20 protein-coding genes and 1 pseudogene are annotated in these 20356 nt (G+C 66.6%); 13 read left to right on the top strand and 8 right to left on the bottom strand.

Annotated features, from left to right (window positions below; genetic code table 11):
• Positions 1–191: 191 nt before the first annotated feature.
• Positions 192–1571 carry an acyl-CoA dehydrogenase family protein gene (locus tag OG203_RS03865; protein WP_405164264.1) on the top strand — a complete coding sequence of 460 codons (1380 nt, stop codon included), beginning with the start codon at positions 192–194 and terminating at the stop codon, positions 1569–1571.
• Positions 1572–1620: 49 nt separating this feature from the next.
• On the top strand, positions 1621–2826 hold the full coding sequence (locus OG203_RS03860) for a TrmH family RNA methyltransferase (RefSeq protein WP_405164263.1): 1206 nt from the start codon (positions 1621–1623) through the stop codon (positions 2824–2826).
• On the opposite strand, the gene OG203_RS03855 is transcribed toward OG203_RS03860, so the two are convergent.
• Both OG203_RS03855 and OG203_RS03850 read right to left on the bottom strand, forming a co-directional pair.
• Positions 2819–3721, bottom strand: a complete 903-nt coding sequence (locus OG203_RS03855) for an SAM-dependent methyltransferase (protein ID WP_405164262.1) — start codon at positions 3719–3721, stop codon at positions 2819–2821. The genes OG203_RS03860 and OG203_RS03855 overlap by 8 nt on opposite strands.
• Before the next feature lie 105 nt (positions 3722–3826).
• Positions 3827–4399, bottom strand: a complete 573-nt coding sequence (locus OG203_RS03850) for a TetR/AcrR family transcriptional regulator (protein ID WP_405167766.1) — start codon at positions 4397–4399, stop codon at positions 3827–3829.
• A 100-nt stretch (positions 4400–4499) separates the two neighbouring features.
• On the opposite strand from OG203_RS03850, the gene OG203_RS03845 reads away from it, so the two are divergent.
• The 3 genes from OG203_RS03845 (at position 4500) to OG203_RS03835 (ending at position 9145) form a co-directional block, all read left to right on the top strand.
• Positions 4500–5720: an alpha/beta hydrolase family protein gene (locus tag OG203_RS03845; protein WP_405164261.1), complete on the top strand. Its 1221-nt coding sequence runs from the start codon at positions 4500–4502 to the stop codon at positions 5718–5720.
• A gap of 284 nt (positions 5721–6004) precedes the next feature.
• Positions 6005–6937 (top strand): NmrA family NAD(P)-binding protein, encoded by a 933-nt coding sequence (locus OG203_RS03840; protein ID WP_405164260.1) that lies wholly within the window; start codon positions 6005–6007, stop codon positions 6935–6937.
• A gap of 240 nt (positions 6938–7177) precedes the next feature.
• Positions 7178–9145, top strand: a complete 1968-nt coding sequence (locus tag OG203_RS03835) for a cutinase family protein (RefSeq protein ID WP_405164259.1) — start codon at positions 7178–7180, stop codon at positions 9143–9145.
• Positions 9146–9148: 3 nt separating this feature from the next.
• On the opposite strand, the gene OG203_RS03830 is transcribed toward OG203_RS03835, so the two are convergent.
• Positions 9149–9514: a metalloregulator ArsR/SmtB family transcription factor gene (locus tag OG203_RS03830; protein WP_405164258.1), complete on the bottom strand. Its 366-nt coding sequence runs from the start codon at positions 9512–9514 to the stop codon at positions 9149–9151.
• Between the two features lie 115 nt (positions 9515–9629).
• On the opposite strand from OG203_RS03830, the gene arsM reads away from it, so the two are divergent.
• Entirely contained in the window at positions 9630–10445 is an 816-nt protein-coding gene (gene arsM / locus OG203_RS03825) for an arsenite methyltransferase (RefSeq protein WP_405164257.1), read from the top strand.
• Between the two features lie 74 nt (positions 10446–10519).
• Here the strand turns inward: arsM and OG203_RS03820 are convergent, their stop codons facing one another.
• A complete protein-coding gene (locus OG203_RS03820) occupies positions 10520–11902 on the bottom strand; it encodes an MFS transporter (protein ID WP_405164256.1) in 1383 nt (460 codons plus the stop codon).
• A gap of 64 nt (positions 11903–11966) precedes the next feature.
• Between OG203_RS03820 and OG203_RS03815 the strand changes: the two genes are divergently transcribed.
• Together OG203_RS03815 and OG203_RS03810 are read left to right on the top strand one after the other, a co-directional pair.
• Complete coding sequence (locus OG203_RS03815) at positions 11967–12713, top strand: ArsR/SmtB family transcription factor (protein WP_405164255.1); 747 nt, start codon at positions 11967–11969, stop codon at positions 12711–12713.
• Positions 12714–12795: 82 nt separating this feature from the next.
• Positions 12796–13827, top strand: a complete 1032-nt coding sequence (locus OG203_RS03810) for a hypothetical protein (protein ID WP_405164254.1) — start codon at positions 12796–12798, stop codon at positions 13825–13827.
• Between the two features lie 3 nt (positions 13828–13830).
• Here OG203_RS03810 and OG203_RS03805 read toward each other — a convergent pair whose 3' ends face one another.
• Entirely contained in the window at positions 13831–14628 is a 798-nt protein-coding gene (locus tag OG203_RS03805; RefSeq protein ID WP_405164253.1) for an alpha/beta fold hydrolase, read from the bottom strand.
• 139 nt (positions 14629–14767) lie between these two features.
• Between OG203_RS03805 and OG203_RS03800 the strand changes: the two genes are divergently transcribed.
• Positions 14768–15592: a MerR family transcriptional regulator gene (locus OG203_RS03800; protein WP_405164252.1), complete on the top strand. Its 825-nt coding sequence runs from the start codon at positions 14768–14770 to the stop codon at positions 15590–15592.
• Positions 15593–15685: 93 nt separating this feature from the next.
• Positions 15686–16441, top strand: coding sequence for a GNAT family N-acetyltransferase (locus OG203_RS03795; RefSeq protein ID WP_405164251.1), 756 nt, complete (start codon positions 15686–15688; stop codon positions 16439–16441).
• 61 nt (positions 16442–16502) lie between these two features.
• Here OG203_RS03795 and OG203_RS03790 read toward each other — a convergent pair whose 3' ends face one another.
• Positions 16503–17492: an ABC transporter substrate-binding protein gene (locus OG203_RS03790; RefSeq protein ID WP_405164250.1), complete on the bottom strand. Its 990-nt coding sequence runs from the start codon at positions 17490–17492 to the stop codon at positions 16503–16505.
• 144 nt (positions 17493–17636) lie between these two features.
• Here OG203_RS03790 and OG203_RS03785 point away from each other — a divergent pair, with 144 nt between their 5' ends.
• Positions 17637–18050 (top strand): nitroreductase/quinone reductase family protein, encoded by a 414-nt coding sequence (locus tag OG203_RS03785; protein ID WP_405164249.1) that lies wholly within the window; start codon positions 17637–17639, stop codon positions 18048–18050.
• Between the two features lie 5 nt (positions 18051–18055).
• Here the strand turns inward: OG203_RS03785 and OG203_RS03780 are convergent, their stop codons facing one another.
• Complete coding sequence (locus OG203_RS03780) at positions 18056–18697, bottom strand: TetR/AcrR family transcriptional regulator (protein WP_405164248.1); 642 nt, start codon at positions 18695–18697, stop codon at positions 18056–18058.
• Positions 18698–18873: 176 nt separating this feature from the next.
• Between OG203_RS03780 and OG203_RS03775 the strand changes: the two genes are divergently transcribed.
• Both OG203_RS03775 and OG203_RS03770 read left to right on the top strand, forming a co-directional pair.
• Positions 18874–19659, top strand: coding sequence for an alpha/beta fold hydrolase (locus OG203_RS03775; protein ID WP_405164247.1), 786 nt, complete (start codon positions 18874–18876; stop codon positions 19657–19659).
• 4 nt (positions 19660–19663) lie between these two features.
• Positions 19664–20122, top strand: a complete 459-nt coding sequence (locus OG203_RS03770) for an SRPBCC family protein (RefSeq protein ID WP_405164246.1) — start codon at positions 19664–19666, stop codon at positions 20120–20122.
• 75 nt (positions 20123–20197) lie between these two features.
• Here the strand turns inward: OG203_RS03770 and OG203_RS03765 are convergent.
• Positions 20198–20329, bottom strand: a pseudogene (locus tag OG203_RS03765) (helix-turn-helix domain-containing protein); the annotation flags it as partial.
• Positions 20330–20356: the final 27 nt, after the last annotated feature.

Genomic DNA, 20356 nt, shown 5'->3' with positions numbered 1-20356 from the left:
TCGGTGTGCAGCTGGATGGTGAGCGGTCCTCCCGCCAGGCTACTCAGACCGGTGGCCTGTGCCATCCAGCGGTCGGCCTTCGGGGGGACGTTCGGGGCCTGTACCCGGACTCTGGGGCGCATTTCTTGATCGCATGTGTCGAAATTCGCGATTCAGCGTGTCGGCGGACTGTTTGCGGGTATCGCCCAACGGTGACTTTCGACCTGACCCCGACGGCGGCGCAGCACGACCTGGCCAAGCGGGCGCACGAGTTCGCGCAAGATTGCATCAGGCCCGTGGCGGCCCACTACGACCGGGAACAGGAGTTTCCGTGGCCGGTGCTCGAGGAGGCCGCCGAGCGGGGGTTCTACAGCCCGTTGTTCTATCGCGACCTGATCGGCGACCCGACGGGATTGTCGCTGCCGATGTTCATGGAGGAGTTGTTCTGGGGGTGCGCGGGGATCGGGTTGGCGATCGTGATGCCCGCGCTTGCCCTTTCGGCGATCGGCCAAGCCGCCACACCCGAGCAGATGTTGCAGTGGGCGCCTGAATGTTTCGGCACACCAGGGGATTTGAAGCTCGCGGCGCTGGCGATATCGGAACCCGAGGGCGGCAGTGACGTGCGCAACCTGCGTACGCGGGCCGTCCGCGACGGCGACGACTGGGTGATCGACGGTCACAAGATGTGGATCGGCAATGGCGGCATCGCCACCGTGCATGTCGTGAACGCGGTGGTGGACGAGGAACTGGGGCATCGCGGGCAGGCGCTGTTCGTAGTGCCCGGCGGCACACCGGGATTGGAGCTGGTACGCAAGCTCGACAAGATGGGTTGTCGCGCATCGCACACCGCGGAGCTGAAGTTCAACAGCGTGCGGGTACCGATGGAGAATCTGCTCGGCGGCGTGGAGAAACTCGAGCACGCGCTGGCCAAGCGGCGCGAGGCGGCGCGCAGTGGCGGCCGGTCCGGTTCGGTGACGCTCGGTACTTTCGAGCAGACGCGTCCGATGGTTGCCGCCCAAGCGCTCGGAATCGCCAGGGCCGCTGTGGAATACATGACCGCCTACGCGAACAAGCGCGAGGCGTTCGGTGCGCCGATCATCGACAATCAGGGCATCGCGTTCCCCATCGCGGATCTGGCCACCCAGATCGACGCCGCCCGGCTGCTGACCTGGCGGGCGTCCTGGATGGCGGCCAACGGTGTGCCCTTCGAACGCGGTGAGGGTTCGATGGCGAAGCTGGCCGCCAGCGAGGTTGCCGTGAAGGCCACCGAACGCGCGATCCAGACAATGGGCGGATGGGGTTATATCAGTGACCATCCGGTGGAGAAGTGGTACCGAGATGCCAAGCTGTACACCATCTTCGAGGGCACCAGTGAGATTCAGCGCATCGTCATCGCACACGCGCTCGGCGCGGCCGAAGGCAGGCCGCCGCTGCACGTCGACCTGGAGCCGTCGGGTGGCCCGCTGAACAAGATGTTCGGCCGCGGCACCGAGGTGCGCGGCAGGGCCGCCGCGGCGGCGTTGAGCATGCGGGACCGCGTGCCGGGGCCGATCGTGAAGGCGGCGTTGAAGGTACTGCGCCCGCCGCGCTGAAGGGCTCGATTACCCGTCTGCCGGGCAGCGCCTTACGCTCGGACAGGCCATGGAGATCATCGATTCGATCAAAGACGCGCGCGTCGTCGCGGCGCGGGCACTGACAAGCAGGGCAGGGCGCGCCGCGGCTGGTCGCTGCCTCGTCGAGGGATCGGCCCTGATCAGTCAGGTACGGTCCGCAGGGGGTGCCCTGGTCTTCGCGTTGCATTCCGACACGGTCGATGATCGGGCGTTGGGTGATGAGCTGCGTGGCGCGGGCGTTGCGGTGCACGTGGTCAGGGAGGGTCTGCTGCGCAAGATCACCGGTAGCGCCAAGCCGGTGCGCTGGCTTGCGGTGGCGCAGATGCCAGCCGAGGTCGGCCAAGGCGCGGCATACGGTGATTTCGCGGTTGTCTGCGCGCAGGTCGCCGACCCAGGAAACCTGGGCACGATCGTGCGGACGGCGAAGGCGCTCGGCGTGGAAGACGTTGTGCTGACCGATGATTCGACCGATCTCGGGTCGCGGCGCGTGCTGGACGCGGCGCGCGGCTCTGTGCTCGGTGTCCGCGTCCGACGGTTCGCCGATCCGCTTACCGCGGTGAAAGCGTTGCAGGAGTCCGGCTTTCAGGTGGTGGTGACCAGTCCGCGTGGCGCGTATCTGCAGTCGATGGCACCGCTGCGTGGCGGCAGGGTGGCACTGGTGATCGGCAACGAGACCGACGGCGTCGACGCGGCCACCACGGCGGCCGCGGACCTTGTCGTGCAGATCCCGATGGCCGGTGCGATCGAATCGCTCAATGTCGGGGTGGCGACCGGTATCAGCATCTACGAGTTACGGATGAGGATGGTGCTCGCCATGTTGACGGATCGAATTCGGAACACCCTCGGCCGCGACCTCACTGCCGCGGGTCAATTGGTGCGGCAGGCCTTCGATGCGCGGTTGCGGGAGGTCGGTGATCTCGACAGCACCCAGGTGGTGTTGCTGATGGTGCTGGCGTGCGATCGGTCCGCACCCCTGGCTCAACTCGCGCGCGATGTCGGGTCGGGTGTCGACGAGGTAGCTGCCGCGCTGGCGCCGCTGGCCCGCAGTAACTACCTGATCGTGGAGGCGGGGTTGGCCACGATCACCGGCCATGGGGAACACGCGATCGCCGCGCTGTGGACCATCCAAGAGCAGGTCGAGGCGCAGCTCTACGCCGGATTCTCGGCCGACGAACGCAATCAACTACAGGCCATGCTGCGGCGGATTCAGCACAACGCCACCGACCCTAGCTAGCGGGTCGGACCGCGGTCGTCAGGCCGATCAGCGACGGCATCAATTGGACGCTGTCGGAGGCGACAGCGGTCTTCCGGCCCAGTGATTCGAGGTAGTCCGGCAGGCTGATGCCCTCGGCGTGCCAGCCTCGCGCGGTGAACCATCGCACTGCGTCGGGGCGCTGCTCGTTGTAGACCAGCGACTCCCAGTCGGATCGGGCGGCTACGACGGATTCCGGTTGCTCGACTTCCGTGCCGGCCGGTTCGGGCTGCTTGCCGAGTTCCTCGATGGCGACTCGGCTGCCGGGAGCGCTGGTTCGCTCGATATTGTCGAACAGCTGGTCGGTCGCGTCGGCGGGCAGGTAGGGCAGCAGCCCCTCGACCAGCCACGCGGTCGGGGCGGCGGGGTCGAAACCGTGCTCGCGCAACGCCTTCGGCCAATCCTCGCGCAGATCCACCGGTACCTCGCGACGGTCGGCACGCGGCTTGTCGCCGTTGGCGGCCAAGGCCTGCCGCTTGAATTCCAGCACCGGCGGGAGGTCGAGTTCGTAGACGATCGTGCCGTCGGGCCAGGGCAGGCGATAGGCGCGCGCGTCGAGTCCGGCGGCCAGGATGACGATCTGGCGCACCCCGGCGGCCATGACCGCGGCGAAGTAGTCGTCGAAGTATCTGGTGCGTGCTTCCTGGAACGTCTGGAAGGACGCGCCGAACCCCGGGTCGAGCAGCGAATGCTCGGTGACCTTGCCGTCGAGCAGATCCGCCCACTCAGGTCCCGCGGCACGCACGAAAACCTCGGCGTATGGATCGACGGCCAGCGGCTCTGGTCGCCGACCTGCCAACGCGCGGGCCGCGGCGACGAATACCGCCGTGGACCCGACACTGGTGTTGATGTCCCAGGTATCTCCCTCGGTGCGCACAATCGCCAACGTACCACCGCTGTGGAAGTGGCCGGTCGAGGCAGTTTCGGGACGCCTGGACCGCCGGTGTTGTTGCTGCACAGGCATCCTCGGCGGAGGTCCGGGTTAGGTGACCGTGACGGCGAGGAGGCGATCGACGAGGGTGTCGAGGTAGTCGGAAGTCAGTGTGCCCGCGCCGAATAGGGTGCGGAGGTAGATGGGGGCGAGGATGTGGTCGACCACATCGAGGGCGTCGGGTGGGTGTTCGCCGCGGGCGGGTGCGCGGTCGAGCATTTGTTGGAGTTGCTTGCGTCGTTCGTCGAGAAATTGGTCGCGGGCCTTGTTTCCGGCCGCGCCCGCCCGGGATAGGGCGATGACGACATGCAGGACGGCGAGTCCGTCGGGGCCGCTGACGTCGCGCGCCACGCCTGCCGCGTAGTGGCGTAGATCGGTGTCGAGGCTGCCGGTGTCGGGGATCGGCGAATTGGTTGTCAGCCAGGTGAGTGCCACGTCGCTGGTCAGCGCCTCGAGGCTGCCCCAGCGGCGGTAGATGCTCGAATCGGCGACGCCAGCGCGGGCGGCGACATCGCCGACGGTGAAGTTGCCGTATCCGTTCTCGGCCACCAGTTCGGTGACCGCCCGATGTACCGATGCCCGGACGCGGGCGCTGCGCCCGCCCGGTCGGCGAGGGGTGTCCATCTCCGTCACTTCTTCAGCTTAACGCAGTTGGCTCTTGCGTTTGCGAGGCGCTGCGGCGTACAGTCACTAACGCAGTCATTACTTGCGTTAGGAGTAGGAAATGAAGCCCTTGTTCTTCGCCGAGGACCCGCAGTTCTGGTTTGAGACGTTGCGTGCCTTCGGTCATATCGCTTACGGCGGAGCCGATTTCGGTGAGGTGGCGGTCACCAGCGAGCGAATCATCCCCGGCGACTACGACAGCTGGCACGATCAGTGGCTGATCACCGCCGATCGCGTTGCGGCCCAAGCCCATTCGGCGCTCGATGCCGGGCATGCGATCAGCGCGCGTGACGGCTTCCTGCGAGCCTCGAACTACTACCGGGCGGCGGAGTTCTTCCTGCACGGCAATGCCGCGGATCCGCGCATCCTGCACGCCTACGATCTGCAGGTCGACTGCTTTCATCGAGCGGCCGCGTTGTTCACCCCGGTGATCGAACCCGTGCGAATCCCCTACGAGGACACCACACTTCCCGGCTACTTCTACCGTGCCGACACCTCCGGCGCGGTGAGGCCGACGCTGGTGATGTTCAACGGATTCGACGGTTCGGCCGAGGAAATGCATTTCTCGGGTGCCGCCGCGGCGGTGGAGCGCGGCTACAACGTGCTGACCTTCGATGGACCCGGCCAGCCGGGCACCCGCCACCATCAGGGATTGACCTTCCGGCCGGACTGGGAACATGTCGTCACCCCGGTGGTGGATTATGCGTTGACTCGCAGCGAGGTGGACCCGGCGCAAATCGCGTTGCTCGGTCTGAGCATGAGCGGATTGCTTGCCCCGCGCGCGGCCGCCTTCGACAAGCGCATCGCCGCGGTCATCGCGCTCGACGGGGTTTACGACCTCGGCGATATCAGCACTGCGTCATTGCCTTTCGACCGCGCCGAGGCCGAACGACGGCTGCGGGCCGAGCATGACCCGGAGGTGGACGAGATCATGGAAAAGAACATGGCGGCCTACCCGATGGTGCGGTGGGCGATCAGCCACGGCATGTACGTGATGGGTGTCGACTCGCCACGCGCTTTCGCCGCCTCCTACCTCGACTACACCCTCGCCGACGGCACCGCCGAGCTGATCACCTGCCCGGTCCTGGTGTGCGCGGCCGAGGACGACGGCTTCTTCGCCGGTCAGCCAGAAAAGCTCTACCAGAACCTGACCGGGCCGAAGACCTATCTGGAATTCACCGCCGAGGACGGTGCCGACGCGCACTGTCAGACTGGCGCGCAGCGCCTGGCCTACGCCCGCATCCTCGACTGGCTCGACGAAACCCTCTCTCCCGCAGTCTGATCCACCTCGATCAGCCGTCATTCTGCGCGACCATGACCGAGCGCAGGCGGTCCAGTGCGCGCGGGGACCGGCGGGCCATTGGCGAGCGCCCGCCGGATCGCGGTCACCCACTCCGGTCGGCCGCTGTCCTGCCAAACCATTTGCGTCAGCCGGGCTTTCGGTGCCAATGATCATGCGCCGCGTCATGCGGCAGATGGCCGACGGCCTCGCCTCCTACGCCGCCGCGCAATCACCTAATAGCAGGGGCTTGTAGGCAGGCGTTATCGGCCTACAGTGTGAAGTCTATGTCCACAGATTCCGCGCCGGTTCTGGTCGCCGGTGCCACCGGCAAACAAGGGGGCGCGACAGTTCGAGCCTTGCTGGCCGCTGGCGTTCCCGTGCGTGCTCTGGTGCGCGACCCGGCTACTGGCAGGGCCAAGGCTGTCGAATCGCTTGGCGCAGAACTGGTTACCGGTGATCTGCGCGACCGGGATTCGGTGATTCGGGCCGCGGCGGGTGCGCGGGCTGTCTTCTCGGTGCAACGGCCACCGATGTCTGCGGCGGGCTTGGATTTCGACGGGGAGGTGGCCCAGGGCGTCAACCTCATCGAGGGTGCGAAGATCGCCGGGGTGCCGCAGTTCGTGCACACGTCGGTCAGTGGCGCGGGCCAGCACACTGAAGTTCCCGGTTGGGCCAAGGGCCGCTGGGTTTCGATGGAACCGTATTTCGCTGCGAAGACCGCGCTTCAGGATCGGGTCCGCGCGGCTGGCTTCGCGCACTGGACGCTGCTCAAGCCGGGTTTCTTCATGGAGAACTTCCTGCTGTCGCTGAAGTTCCTGTTCCCGCGCGGCATCGAGGGCGGCCTGGTGAGTGTGTTGAAGCCGGAGACTCGGTTGTCGCTGGTCGCGGTGGACGATATCGGGAAGGCCGCCGCCGCGGCCATCGCGGAACCGGAACGGTTCGACGGGGTCGAGTTGGAGTTGGCGAGCGACTACCTGTCGATGACGGAGATCGCCGAGGTCCTCTCTCGCGCGCTCGGCACACAACTAAGCGCACCGGATATGACCGAGGAGCAGGCCATCGCCGCCGGAATGCCCGCCATGGGCGCCTCGCACGAGTGGACGAACGTGGCTGGCCAGCCAGCGCGCCCGCAGTACGCGAGGGACCTCGGCATCCCGCTTACCAGCTTCGAGGAATGGGCGCGGGAGCACATGCGGCCAATTGAAAGTGCCTCTTAAACAACATAAGTAGGACGCGGCTCGGAGTTCATGATTCGGGAAATTGATTTACCGTTATCCCGGATCGACCAGTTGAAGAGACCACCTCGAAGGTGGTCCCCTTCGACATGAATTCCATATATCGAAGCGCGGCACGCTATTTCGCCCGGCAACCGGACCGCCACGCGCGGCGGACGGCTCGGCGATGCGCGTGCCCGCGGCGATCGGCAACCGAGGCGAGTTCGGTAGTGAGGTGCAGTCATGCGTTCGTCCAAGCGGTATATGGTCACCACAATGGTGACCGTCGGTGTTGCCGTCGGTTCGACCGCTGTCACCGCCCCCGCCGTCACGCACGCCGAGCCGATGCCATGTGCGGCGACATTCAACCTGTTCATCCCGGGCACCTGGGAGACCGACGAGAACGCCGACCCCGCGCGACCCGTCGGCATGCTCGCGCCGATCGCTGACGCCATCGAACGCGAGCAGGGTCCGCGATCCGAAATCTATTTCACCCCCTATATGGCTCGCGCTTTCGATAACGGCTACACCTATGCCGATAGCAAGAACACCGCGCTGAACACCGCGAACGCCGTCTTGCGTGACTACGGAACCCGTTGCCCCACCGCCAGATTCACCATCAACGGCTACAGTCAGGGCGCCGACGCGGCGGGCGATCTTGCCGCCGAAATCGGCAACGATCGCGGCCCGGTCGCCGCTGACCGGGTGCTGGCCGTCGGCCTGCTCTCCGACCCGGGTGCGGGCACCAAGGGCGAAGTCGTGGTCGGTCCCGGCACCGCTGGCACCGGGATCGCCGATCCCCGGCCGCAGGGCATGGGCAAACTCTCGGGCCGGGTCACCTCGATCTGTGACCCGAGGGACCTGTACTGCTCGATCCAAAAGGGCATCAACCCGCTGCTCGGCGAGCTCGGCTCGATCCTGAGCAAGGCCCTCAGCGGTGCCGTACCGGCGGCCAACGCTGGGTTTCCGATGGCCGCGGCCCTGACCTCGGACTTCTCGAAGGCCGACCTTCCGGGCCTGGCCGCAGCAGTCGCCGGTCTGACCGCCGAGCTCGCCGCCCCCACCGGCATCGATCTGGCGCGAGTCCGCATCACGGCCGACAAACTGTCGAACACCCTCGACCCACTCGCCGATTTGCTCGACTCCGGTGCGGCCAACCCGGCCGCCACCGCCCGGCTGACCGCCGCCCCCGCCGGGTCGGCCGAGCGCGACGCCGGACAGGTCCTCACCATGGCGGGGCGATCCGACCTCTCGGGTGCCGCCTCGGCGGTGAGCACGATCGCCGATACCGCGACCAAGCTGCTGAACAGCGGCGTCGGCGAACTTCCCGCTGGCTCGCCCAAGGCGCGCTCGCTGCGCGCCGAGGCCAGCACCGCCCGCCACCGGGTCGCACCGCTGGCCTCCACCCCGACCGACATCCTCGGATCTTCGACGCGAATCCTGTCGCTGCTCAAGCCGACCGTGCTGGTGGATCAGGCACTGGACGTGGCCGCCGACGTCACCTCGTTCGACTTCGCCGGGATCCTCGACAACCTCACGCTGCTGCCGCAGAAGGTCGCCGGGATGGACGCCGAGGGTGCCAGTGACATCGCCGGCGAGCTGAACTCGCAGCTCGACCCGCTGGTGAAACTTGTTGGGAGCGTTGACCTCAGGTGGATCTCGCAGGTGCTGTCGATGATCCCGGACGGGCAGGGCTACACCGAGGTCGCGGCGAAGGTGACCTCGATCCTGGCCAACGTCGATGTCGCGCGGTTGGCGAACATCGTCGGCCGGATCCAAGACGTCGCGTCGTCGGTGCTCGCGAAGGTGGTTCCGCCACCGGGGCAAGCGCCCGACCTGGCCGGTGTGCTGGCCGACCTGTCCGGCCTGGTGCCGATCGGCGCCGACCTGGCCACGGTCGCCGCCGACCTGCTGACCGGCAAAGCGCAGCAGCCCCCGCCGCAGGTGCTCGGCAGACGGGCGGACACCCCGGTGCACACCGTCGCTCAGCAGGCCCCTGACCTGGCCGACCTGACCGGCCCGCTCACTCAAATGGCAACGTTCCGCGACGTCAACCTGAGCAACCTCATCGTCGACGGCCTCAGTGCCGCAAGCTTTGTCGCCTCCGGCGTGCACTCGAACTACGGATCCCTGGTCGTCGACGGCTCCGGCCGCAACGCCGTCCAATGGCTCGGCGACTGGATGAACCAGCGGATCGGGCACGTCAAGTAGAACTCAGGTGAGCGCTTCGGCGCCCGAGGTGTGTAGGACGTCGGAAAGTCGTTGCAGCGCTGCGGGTATCACCCAGTAGTAGACCCAGGTGCCACGCCGCTCGCAGTCGATCAACCCCGCTTCGCGCAGCACTTTGAGGTGATGGGAGATCGTGGGCTGGGACAGGTCGAACCGCGGGGTCAGTTCGCAGACACAGACTTCCGCGCCGGAGCGGGAGGCGATCAACGACAGCAACCGTAGCCGGACCGGATCGGCCAACGCCTTGAACGCACTGGCCAATTCCACCGCGGCCGCGACCTCGAGTGGGGCACCGAGGGTGCTGTCGCAGCAGTCGGGCGAGGCGATCACCGGCAGATCCTGTTTAGACACCTATCTATATTGACAGACTTCGATGCAGTAGCGCAATCTGTATCGATAACCATCAATGCAGCCAGGTCGGATACGTATTGCGGCCTGGATTCGAACCAGTCAGGGACGTGATGTCATGACAGATCAGCAGCAGACCGAGCTCCGCGAAACCGTCCGCGCCCGGTACGCGCAGGCCGCGCGGACTGTCACCGTAGGCGGGGTCGCCGAGGATTGTTGCGGGACCGACCCGATCGCGGTCGACCAGACCTTCGGCACGAGCCTCTATGATGCCGCCGACCGCGACCAGCTTCCGATCCAAGCCACCGCGGCGTCATTGGGTTGCGGCAACCCGACCGCGGTCGCGGAACTGCGTGCGGGAGAACGCGTCCTGGATCTCGGATCCGGCGGCGGGATCGACGTGCTGTTGTCCGCGCGTCGCGTCGGGCCGACCGGTAAGGCGTACGGCCTGGACATGACCGAGGAAATGCTGGCCTTGGCGCTGGCGAACACAGTCAAGGCCGGAATCGGGAATGTCGAGTTCCTCAAGGGACACATCGAGGCGATTCCATTGCCCGCCAACACTATCGATGTCGTGATCTCCAACTGTGTGATCAACCTGTCGGTCGACAAGCCCGCTGTCTTCGCTGAAATGGTTCGAGTCCTCACCCCGGGTGGGCGCATCGGTATCGCCGATGTCGTCGCCGAAGACGAGCTGACCCCATCCCAGCGCGCTGAACGCGGAGACTACTGCGGCTGTATCGCTGGGGCGCTGTCGTTCACCGAGTACCGAAACCATTTGAACGCGGCGGGATTCGTCGACATCGAGATCAACTCCACTCACCTTGTCGCTGAAAGGATGCATTCCGCGATCATCAAAGCCGTCAAACCCGACGAAACCGCATGCTGTGCACCAGGGTGTTGCTCATCCCCGGCGGCAACTGCGTTGAGCTGATCGATCCGGTCATGCCGGGACTACCTCCCGATCGATGTCGAACTGATCGGGAGGTAGTCGGATGATCGGTCAGTTCAGCGGTTTTCGATGCCGGTGAGCGTGATGATCAGTGCGACGATCCATAGCGCGGTGGCGATCAATGCCAGCAGGTGGATTCCGTCGACGAAGTGGTCTGACGCCGGGGAACCGGCGACAGCGCCGAAGAGGGCGACGCCCGTGGCGGTACCGATTTGACGAGAAGTGTTGGAAACGCCGGTGGCCAGCCCGGACCGGTCCGGCGGGGTGGCACGGACGACCGCGGCAACAGCGGACGCGGTGACCAGGCCACCGGCACAGCCGAGCAGGGTGAATCCGGCTAGCAGCCAAGCGATTCCGTGGTCCGTGCGCAGTTGGGTCAACATCGGCATGCCGACGATGGCGAGTAGGCAGCCGATCGCGAGTGCCGTGCGCGGGCCCCGGCGGGCGGTGATCCGGCCCGACACCGGCGCGAGGGCGATGAGCGGAATGGCCAACGGCAGCACCGAGACACCGGCGACCAGTGGTGAAAGGTGTTGGACATCTTGGAGATAGAGCATTCCGACGAACAGTGTGCCGTTGAATACGAGGTTCATCGTCAGCGCGACTATGTTGGGGCTGAGGAAGTTTCGGCGACGGAGCAGATCCAGCGGCAGGATCGGATTGGTACTGCGCCGGGCGGACATCAGCGCTGTCGCGAGTCCGGCGATTGTCAGGGCGGTCGATATCGACAGGATCCGCCAACCCACGTGATGGCCCGCGGAGATGACGGTGAAGACGAATCCGCCGAGTCCGACCACGAAGCCGCCCAATCCAGGGAGGTCCAGGCGTCCCGCGCGCGGGATTCGAGGCCGCTCAGGGACGACCGCGACCGTCGCGATGATCGCCGCGATGGTCAGCGGCACATTGATCCAGAACACCGGCCGCCAGCCGAGCCCGCCGATCAGCAGTCCGCCAAGCAGCGGCCCGGCCGGTAGCGCGACCGACGATATGGCGGCCCAGGTGCCGAGCGCCTTGGCCTGCTCACCGCGACTCGGGAAGACGTCCACTATCACCGCCATCGTGCTCGGCAGCAGCAGCGCACCGCCGATGCCCTGCACGACCCGCGCGCCGATCAGCACACCGACCGACGGGGCCAGCGCACAGACCAGCGACGCGGCACCGAAGATCGCGAATCCGGCGAGCAGCACCCGCCGATGACCGATCCGGTCGCCGATCGCGCCGCCCGCCAGCAGCAGACCGGCGATCGCCACCACATACCCGTCCACCACCCACTGCTGCATCGCGGTGTCGGTGTGCAGGCTGTGCCCGATACTCGGCAGTGCGACATTGACGATGGTGACGTCGAGCAGCACCAGGAACATTCCGGCGCACATCACGCCGAGTACGCGGCGCGCATTCGCCGTATCCGGCCGATTCGCGGTTCGGAGTCTCGTGGTCATGGTCGAAGTCTTGCCCGATAATCCTTCGGTGCCGGCCGAAGTGTCGTCGTCGCACACTGGAGAGATGAGCACTTCCGGTTTCGCGGACGTCGCCGCCGTCGCCGCGTTGCTCGCGGACCCGACCAGGGCGCGGGTGCTGCTCGCCCTGGCCGACGGTCGCGCGCTACCCGCCTCGGTACTGGCCGCCGAGGCGGGTGTCGCGGCGTCCACCGCGAGCGAACACCTGTCCCGCCTGGTCGACGGCGGACTGCTCACCGTGCGGCGATCGGGTCGGCACCGATACTTCCGGCTGGCCGATCCGGAGGTCGCGACGGCGCTCGAAGCCCTCGCCGCGCTCGCCCCGCACCGGCCCGTTCGCTCGCTGCGCGAGTCGACCCGCGCCGCCGCCATGCGCAGTGCCCGAAGCTGTTACGACCATCTCGCGGGTCGGCTCGGTGTCGCGGTGACCGAGGCGCTGCTCAGCAAGCGCGCGCTGACCCGCGTCGACGGCGGCGCGGGAACCGAACGCGCGGAAGATGATCCGCTATCGGCCCCGCTGCGCACCCACTCCTACACCTTGGGCCCGGCTGCCGAGCCGGTCTTCGCCTCGCTCGGTGTCGACCTCGATGAGCTGCGCGGCCGTCGCCGCCCGCTGCTGCGTTTCTGCGTCGATTGGAGCGAGCAACGCCACCATCTCGGCGGTGCGCTCGGCGCCGCGCTGCTGACCCGAATGGATGATGCCGGATGGATCAGACGGCACGAATCCCGGCGTGCGATCGACCTCACCGACTCGGGTGCACAGGCACTCGATCGCTTACTCGGCGTCCGGTGACGAACCGGCCGAGGTCGACAGGTAGTACCTTCGCAACGGTGAGACCGATGCTGCGGCAGCAGCATCCGACGATGGGGGATTGGTGTCGCGTTGGCGAAAGGCGTTCACGTGGCGCAGAGCCTCGGTGGTGCTGTTGGTGTTCGTGTGCGTGGTGCTGACGGTGGTGGGTGCGGCGGGGATCGTGTTGCGACTGGAGTACGCGGGCGAACCCGCGGCAGATGCTCGAACCAGCGGCCGGGACGCGGTGTGGCTCGGCCATGCGTGGGTCGACGGTCGAAAGACCGATGATGACGTTGCCGCGTTGGCAACCCTGTTGCGCGGCACCGGGATCAAGGACCTGTTCGTGCATACCGGCCCGTTGGCGCACGACGGCAGCTTGCCCGCGGAGCTGTCGCCGCGGGCCGAGTGGTTCGTCGACGCGGCGCATCGGATGCTGCCAGGGGCGCGGGTGCAGTCCTGGCTCGGCGATCTGGCCGCGCCGGAATTCGATGGGCTGCAAGTGGATCGGCCCGAGGTGCGCACCCGTATCGCCGCTTCCGCGCAGCAGGCGCTGAAGCTCGGCTTCGACGGGATTCACCTCGATATCGAGCCGGTTCGTTCCGGTTCGCGCGGATTCTTGGCGCTGCTGGACCAGGTACATGCGGTCACTGCGGACCGTAAGGTGGTGCTGTCGGTATCGGCCCCGCAGATCGATCCGCTGCCGGGATTGCATGCCGTCGGTATCGCAGTGGCCGACCACGGAAAATGGTGGGCGCAAGCGTATTTCGCCGACGTGGCGCGTCGTGTCGACCAGGTCGCACTGATGTCCTATGACACGTCGATGCCGATGGTGTCGCTGTACGGCGGCTATGTCGCGCAGCAGACCGAGCTCGCCCTCCAGGTCACGCCGACGGCCGTTGACCTGTTGATGGGACTGCCCGCGTTCTGGGCCGACGATCTCGGCCACCACGGATCGGCCGAGACCGTCGCAGGCGCAATCCGCGGCGTCCGAATGGGATTGGGACGCACGGCACCTGGGCGACAGGCGTTCGGTGTCGCGTTGTACGTCGATTTCGCCGCCACGCAACAGGATTGGGCGTCCTATCGACGCGACTGGTGCGGGCTCGAATCGTGAAGTTCACGACCCCGCGAAGGACAGCAGATCCTCGTTGAGCTGCGGGCGATGGGACAGGTGCAGCATGTGCGAGGCGTTGCGATAGACGACGAGCTTGCTGTGCGGGATCAGCTCGGCCGAGCGCTGCCCGCAGGTTTCCAGCGGCGCGAAGGCGTCGTTGTCGCCGTGCAGTATCAGCGTGGGCAGCGCGATCGCGCCCGCTTCGGCGCGGAAGTCGGCGGCCAGGTTGGCGCGAGTGCACTCCACCGCCGCGTGCAATGAGACCCGCATCCAGTCGCGGATAGTGGCGTCCTGCTCGAGTTGCGGGATATCGCAGCCGGGTAGGTCGGCGCCGAAGGACAACGCGGCGTTATCGGCCACCCACCGGCCGTAATCGGTGCGCAGCTGGTGCAGCAGCGCATCGGCGAGTTGCGGGTCGACCCCGAGGTAGGGTGCCGTCGCGCCGACCAGCGCGATGCGGGCGACGCGGTGGCCACCGTGGCGGGTGAGGTAGCGGATCACCTCACCGCCACCCATGGAGTGCCCGACCAGCGTGACGTCGGTGAGATCGAGCCGATCGAGCAGCGCGGCGAGATCGTCTGCGAGAGTGTCGAAGTCGTGCCCTCGGCCGGGATCGTCAGACCGGCCGTGGCCGCGTCGGTCGTAGGCGACCGCGCGATAACCGTGCCCGACCAGGTGCAGCATCTGGTGCTGCCACATGTCGCTGCTCATCAGCATGCTGTGCACGAACACGACCGGCCGGCCAATTCCGTAGTCGCGGTAGAACAGTGCGGTTCCGTCCGGGGTGGTCAGCGAGGGCATGGCGGATCTCCTTGTCCGGTAAGTCTTTCGGCAGCCCATCGTGGGCCGCTGACACCACCCTCTTCGCTGCGGCAACCGGACGGTCAACCCCGTTGGCGGGCTGAACTCTCCCCCAAGGGGAGACACCACAATGGAGATCATGACCGCGTACCTATCCATCGGTGACTTCTCTCGCGCCACCCACCTGACCGTCAAGACGCTGCGTCACTATCACCAGATCGGACTGCTCGCACCCGCCGATGTCGACCCGCACACCGGCTATCGCCGCTACACCGCCGACCAGTTGTCCGTCGCGCAGGTGGTCCGGCGGTTCCGTGAGCTGGATATGCCGTTGGAGGAGATCCAGGCGGTGCTGGCGACGCCCGACCCCGGCGTCCGCAATGCGCGGATCGTCGCGCACCTGGACCGGCTACAGGAACAGCTCGGCCGCACGCAGCGTGCCGTCGACGACCTGCGTGACCTGCTGACCCATCCCGCTGTCGACGCGGCCGGTGTCGAGTTGCGCGCCGAGCCCGAGGTCGCGGCCGCCGCGATCACCGAGGTCATCGACGCCGCGGACGGTGCGGCCTGGCTGCAGGGTGCGCTCGGCGAACTACACGCCACCTTGACCGCACAGGGCCTTTCGCCGAGCGGCCAGGCCGGTGGTATCTACGCCGACGAGGTATTCACCGACCATCGCGGCGAATCGACCATCTTCGTCCCCTGCCGCGGCACCATCCGTCCGCTGGGCCGGGTCCGCCCGACCGTCATCCCCGCCGCCGAACTCGCGATCATCACCCATCGCGGTGCGGCAACCGGCGTCGACCGCGCTTACGCCACCCTCGCCGCCTACGTCACTCGCCACGCGCTCGGCGTCCCCGGCCCGATCCGCGAGTATTACCCGGTCGGCCAACGCGACACCGCGGACCCCGCCTTGTGGCGCACCGAGATCGGCTGGCCTGTCTTCCACACTCGTACCTCGTGAGCTCCCGTGTCGCGGAGCGTTTCCGCAGATACGGTGGCCGTACTGTGGGCTGTCCGTTACCGAAGTCGTGCGACTCGGAGATTGGGGTCAGGAGTGAACACCGAGGTCGTGCTCGGCGCCGGGGGAGAGCCGATCGCCTGTTATGAGGAGGAGAGCAGGGACGGCGTCCGGTGGGCGGATGATCTGCGAGTTGTCGAGGGAGTCGCACCCGTCGACGCTGCCGAACGTATCGTGCGGGAGTTGTCGGGTTGGGGCGCGACGACGCAGGCGTCACTCGGTGCGCACTTGGTCGAACGCGGCGCGCGCATACAACGCGAATTCGACACCTTTACCTATGGGCTGCAAGGAATTTCGCGCCCAGTCGCACCGAGTCGACTGCCCGCGAATCTGTCGCTCCGGGCGGCTGACACGGTCGATCCGGCAGACTTGCGCGCCACGTATGCCGCCGCGTACCCGGTCGGACACCCCGACCACGACATGAGCATGTTCGAGGACCTGCAAGCGTTGATGGCCGGCACCCTCATGGGACCGCTGCTGCCCACCAGCGCGGTGCTGATCGACACAGAACGCGGTGTCGGCGTAGCCGCGGTACTCGCCAACGATTGCCCCGGATCTCCACCCGAGGAAGGACCGTGGATCTCTGAGGTTTTCCGCGACCCCGCGACCGCCTATCGCGGCATCGGTTCGCTGCTACTACGCCATGTTCTTTGGTCGTCCGCCGAGGCAGGATTGCCCGCCCTCGGTTTGGCGGCCACTGCCGGAAACCACGCAGCCCAGGTGTACGAGGACATCGGATTCGTCCGCACCGCTCGGTGGGTGGATTTACTTCTCGGCGACTCAGGGCGTTAGTTCGATGCGTTCTCGCACATCGGGGGGTCGGTGGAGCTGTTCGCGAATGCTGGTCATGATCTCACTGTTCTCGTCGAAGTTGGCGCAGTGCGGGCGTGATCCGGTCGACCGCGTACGGCACCGACAGCACGCTGGGGGAGGCGAAGGCGGCCGCGTCGTCGTTGGTCAGGTAGGTGATCGCCCCCGACCGCACCGCGGGAAGGTCATGCCAGCCCGGGATCGTGTCGAAGCTTTCGGGTCCGCCGCGCAACGGCCAGATCAGCAGCAGATCCGAGGCGAGGAGATCGGCGCGTTCGACCGATACCAGCACCCGTTTGCCCTGGCCGAACTGCTCCAGCGCGGGCAGCAGGCGCAAGCCGAGCGCTCCGGCGAGCCGAGCGGCCGCATCGCGGGTGTCGGCGACCAGTCCGAACTGTCTGTCGGGGGTCAATTGCCCGAAGGCGAAGGTGGCGCCGTTCGCTGCCGGATAGGTGGAAGTCGTTGTGCGGATGAGTTGTTCGGTCCGGCCGATCAATGCCTCGGCCTCGGTGGTCAGTCCGAAGATCTTCCCTGCCGTCGTGGCGACCGTCTGCCAGGTGTCAACGACGGCCGCGCGATCCAGGATCGGAAGGGTCGGCGCGATCTTGCTGAGCCGCTCGTAAGCGGCTTGATCGTTGAGATATCCGGCGAGGATCAGATCGGGCTCGAACTTCGCGATGCGTTCCGGATCGACGGCATTCGCGAACGTCATCTCCAGCACCTCGGACTCGTGCGGCGGAGTCCACGCGAACCGATTGTCCTTACCCGCGTACCCCGTCGTGACGAATTCCGCGCGGATCGGAACATTAAGGGCGAGAAGGGTATCCGTCCAGTTCCCGGCCATCGAGACGACCGTGCGTGGCTTCGCGGGAATCGTGGTCGTCCCGTATTGGTGCTCGACGCTCGTTGACCCGTCCTCGGTCGTCGCCGAATCCCGGGTTCCGCATCCCGCCGCGACGGCCGTCAGTGCTAGAACACCTGTGACCAGCGCTGTTCGTCGACTGAGGGTGCCGGAGGTGCCACCTGATCGCATGTTAGGTGAGCCTAACCGAAGCCGATTGGGGTTTCAATGATCGCCGCGGCGACGACCAGTCCTTGTCGCGAGACCGCGCGATGCCTAGGATCGAGACAAAGAGACTCAGTTTGTCTCGCAAGTTTCGAACTGGAGGAGTTGTCGATGCGGGATCGGATCGAGGTCAAACGGCAGGTTATCGGCTGGGTGCAGCGACACATCGCCAACCCGCTCGCCCGTCGGCTACCGAACCAGGCGCTGATCGAAACGATCGGCCGCCGCAGTGGCCTGCTGCGACACACCCCGATCGGCGGTCGCCGCGTCGGCGACTCGTTCTGGTTCGTCTCCGAATTCGGGCATCGATCGGACTACATCCGCAACATCGCCGCGGACCCCAACGTCCGGGTCCGAATCCGCGGCCGCTGGCACTCCGGCACCGCCCACCTGATCCCCACCGATGACGCGCGCCGACGCCTACGTGACCTGCCGCGCATCAACAGCGGCGGCGTCCTGATCATCGGCGCCGACTTGCTCACGGTCCGCGTCGACCTCGATCCTGCGGGCAGCGAAGCAGCCTGACCTTCCTAGGCCCTAGGCCCGAAAACCATGGGCGCCAACGTGCGTTGGGCGTAGGCGCGCACGGACTCGTCGGTGCGCAGGTCGATGCCCTGTGCGGTCGGCATCAGCACGCAGGCCGCGAATAGCATTGCGATGCTTTGGCCTACCTCATCGGCATCCAAATGTGCCGCGTGCCCTTCGGTTTGGGCCTGCCGGATCTGATCGGCGAGGACGGCGCTGCCGAGGCGCAGCAGTGCGGCGTCGTCGGCGAGGCCGGCGGCGATGAGCCGGTCCGGTTCCAAGGATGCGGTGCGCGCGATGACCGGATGCTCGCGGGCCATCCGCATACAGGCGACGAATCCCTCCACCAGTCGGTCGGCGGGATCATCAACCCCGTCGACGGCGCGTAAGACGGTGTCGGCCATACGTTTTCCCTCCCGCATGGTAGCCGCCTCGATCAGACCGTCGAGATCCCCGAACCGGCGATACACCGTCACCCGGTTGACCCCGGCCCGCCGCGCTATCGCGTCGATCTTCAACCGCGCGACCCCACTCGCTGCCGCCTCCACAATCGCGGCATCGAGAATCTTCGCCACCGTCCGGTCGGCGTGCTCGTCGGCGCTACTGAGAATCCCGGCCGCGAGGAGGGCTGCAACGCTCTGTTTCATGCCTGCCACTCTAGCGCGACCTCAATGAATGCAGCGTAGTCTGACTCGTTTGTTGCATCGGTTGCATTCCCTCTCTATGATCCAGACAATGGGCTTCAACACGGTCAGTCCGGCCGGTTACCGGTGCGTGCACGCCGCACTACGTGCCGAGTAGCCTCAACAGCATTGAGCCGCAGATGATTTCCGATAGACCCCCGCTCGTGCTGCTGCATGGCATCGCCATGTCGGCGAAGGCGTGGGAGAACGTGACTCCGTTGCTCGTGGCCCACCACGAGGTGGTCACGTTGACGGCGCTGGGGCACCGAGGCGGCGCACCGGTCACCCGACGTCCTGCCCAGATCAGCGATTTGGTCGATGACATGGAACGCGCGCTCGACGACCTCGGGCTCGAACGAGCGCACCTGGCCGGGAACTCGCTCGGCGGGTGGATCGCCATCGAACTGGCTCGGCGCGGTCGTGCCGACTCGGTGTGTGCACTTTCGCCCGCCGGGTTCTGGGACGCGGGCGGGACCGGCCAGACCACAGGTGTGGTGAAGCTGCGCAGAACCTTCGCGCTCACTCGGCTGACTCGTCGAATCCAGCCTCTCGCAATGCGTTCGCGACTCGTGCGGTGGCTCGGGATGCGTGACGTCGCTCGTCGGGCCGACCGACTTACGCCAGCACAGGCCCTCGACGCGGCGCGAGACCTCTTGGGCTGCACGGTCATCGATGACCTGCTCGGCAACCATGAACAGATCGCGCCGCTGACCGAACTGCCCTGCCCGATCACCCTCGCCTGGTCGGCCAACGACGCCATCCTCCCCGTCGACGTCAACGGCAGGGTTGCCCGCGCACGAATACCGAAGGCGCGCTTCGAGATTCTGCCCGGCGTCGGTCACGTGCCGATGATCGATGACCCGGCACTTGTCGCCGCGACGATCCTTGCCAGCGCCGGGGCCCTAGCCCATGATCGAAAGGCATGAATCCATGCGCAGCGTCATCATCCACCGCACCATCGCCGCGCCGATCGACGCCGTCTTCGCGGCATTGAGTGATGCGAGCACCTACACCGGCGCACCCCTCGTCCTGCGCTCGACCCTTGTCAACGCTGGTATCGACGCGCCCTACGGACTCGGCGCGATCCGCGAGATCACCGCGGGCCTTGCGTGGTTCCGCGAGGAGATCACCGCCTACGATCCGCCGCACTCGTACGAATACCGCATCCTGCGCTCCATCCCTCCGACGGATCACAAGGAAGGTCGGATCGAATTACGCGAAACCGCCGAAGGCACCGAACTGACCTGGACGACGACCTTCACCGTCCGCGTGCCCCTCGCCTCCGCCGTGCTGACCAGCCTCGTCGCACCGATCGTCCGAATCACCTTCAACCAAATCATCGACGCCGCAATAGCTTCCATCCCGGTCGACGGGCCGGGTCGCCCCTGATCGATGTTCACTTAGCGCGCGTTCCTTCTCGCGTTCGAGCAAGGTGACCAGCAGCGGCTCCAACCCCGGATATGCCGCGTATACCCGGGGTTTGGCCTGATCGACCGCTTTGGCCACCGCCTCCATCGTCAGCGCCGCGTACCCATGCTGATTGAGCAGGCGCAAGGCTGCGTCGAGATCCTGCTCGCGGCGCACCTCGAGGAGCATCCTCGGCTGGCGGGGACGCTTGGTGGA

The organism is Nocardia sp. NBC_01499 (genome assembly GCF_045040275.1).
In the GTDB taxonomy this organism is placed as follows: domain Bacteria; phylum Actinomycetota; class Actinomycetes; order Mycobacteriales; family Mycobacteriaceae; genus Nocardia.
This window is presented reverse-complemented; position numbering and strand designations above follow the sequence as displayed.

Bases quoted from the DNA above. Each gene is read 5' to 3' on its own strand.
- OG203_RS03775 (WP_405164247.1), top strand. From the start codon at position 18,874: ATGATTTCCGATAGACCCCCGCTCGTGCTGCTGCATGGCATCGCCATG.
- OG203_RS03805 (WP_405164253.1), bottom strand. From the start codon at position 14,628: ATGCCCTCGCTGACCACCCCGGACGGAACCGCACTGTTCTACCGCGAC.
- arsM (WP_405164257.1), top strand. From the start codon at position 9,630: ATGACAGATCAGCAGCAGACCGAGCTCCGCGAAACCGTCCGCGCCCGG.
- OG203_RS03785 (WP_405164249.1), top strand. From the start codon at position 17,637: ATGCGGGATCGGATCGAGGTCAAACGGCAGGTTATCGGCTGGGTGCAG.
- OG203_RS03790 (WP_405164250.1), bottom strand. From the start codon at position 17,492: ATGCGATCAGGTGGCACCTCCGGCACCCTCAGTCGACGAACAGCGCTG.
- OG203_RS03850 (WP_405167766.1), bottom strand. From the start codon at position 4,399: ATGGACACCCCTCGCCGACCGGGCGGGCGCAGCGCCCGCGTCCGGGCA.
- OG203_RS03815 (WP_405164255.1), top strand. From the start codon at position 11,967: ATGAGCACTTCCGGTTTCGCGGACGTCGCCGCCGTCGCCGCGTTGCTC.
- OG203_RS03780 (WP_405164248.1), bottom strand. From the start codon at position 18,697: ATGAAACAGAGCGTTGCAGCCCTCCTCGCGGCCGGGATTCTCAGTAGC.
- OG203_RS03800 (WP_405164252.1), top strand. From the start codon at position 14,768: ATGACCGCGTACCTATCCATCGGTGACTTCTCTCGCGCCACCCACCTG.
- OG203_RS03820 (WP_405164256.1), bottom strand. From the start codon at position 11,902: ATGACCACGAGACTCCGAACCGCGAATCGGCCGGATACGGCGAATGCG.
- OG203_RS03860 (WP_405164263.1), top strand. From the start codon at position 1,621: ATGGAGATCATCGATTCGATCAAAGACGCGCGCGTCGTCGCGGCGCGG.
- OG203_RS03770 (WP_405164246.1), top strand. From the start codon at position 19,664: ATGCGCAGCGTCATCATCCACCGCACCATCGCCGCGCCGATCGACGCC.
- OG203_RS03840 (WP_405164260.1), top strand. From the start codon at position 6,005: ATGTCCACAGATTCCGCGCCGGTTCTGGTCGCCGGTGCCACCGGCAAA.
- OG203_RS03845 (WP_405164261.1), top strand. From the start codon at position 4,500: ATGAAGCCCTTGTTCTTCGCCGAGGACCCGCAGTTCTGGTTTGAGACG.
- OG203_RS03835 (WP_405164259.1), top strand. From the start codon at position 7,178: ATGCGTTCGTCCAAGCGGTATATGGTCACCACAATGGTGACCGTCGGT.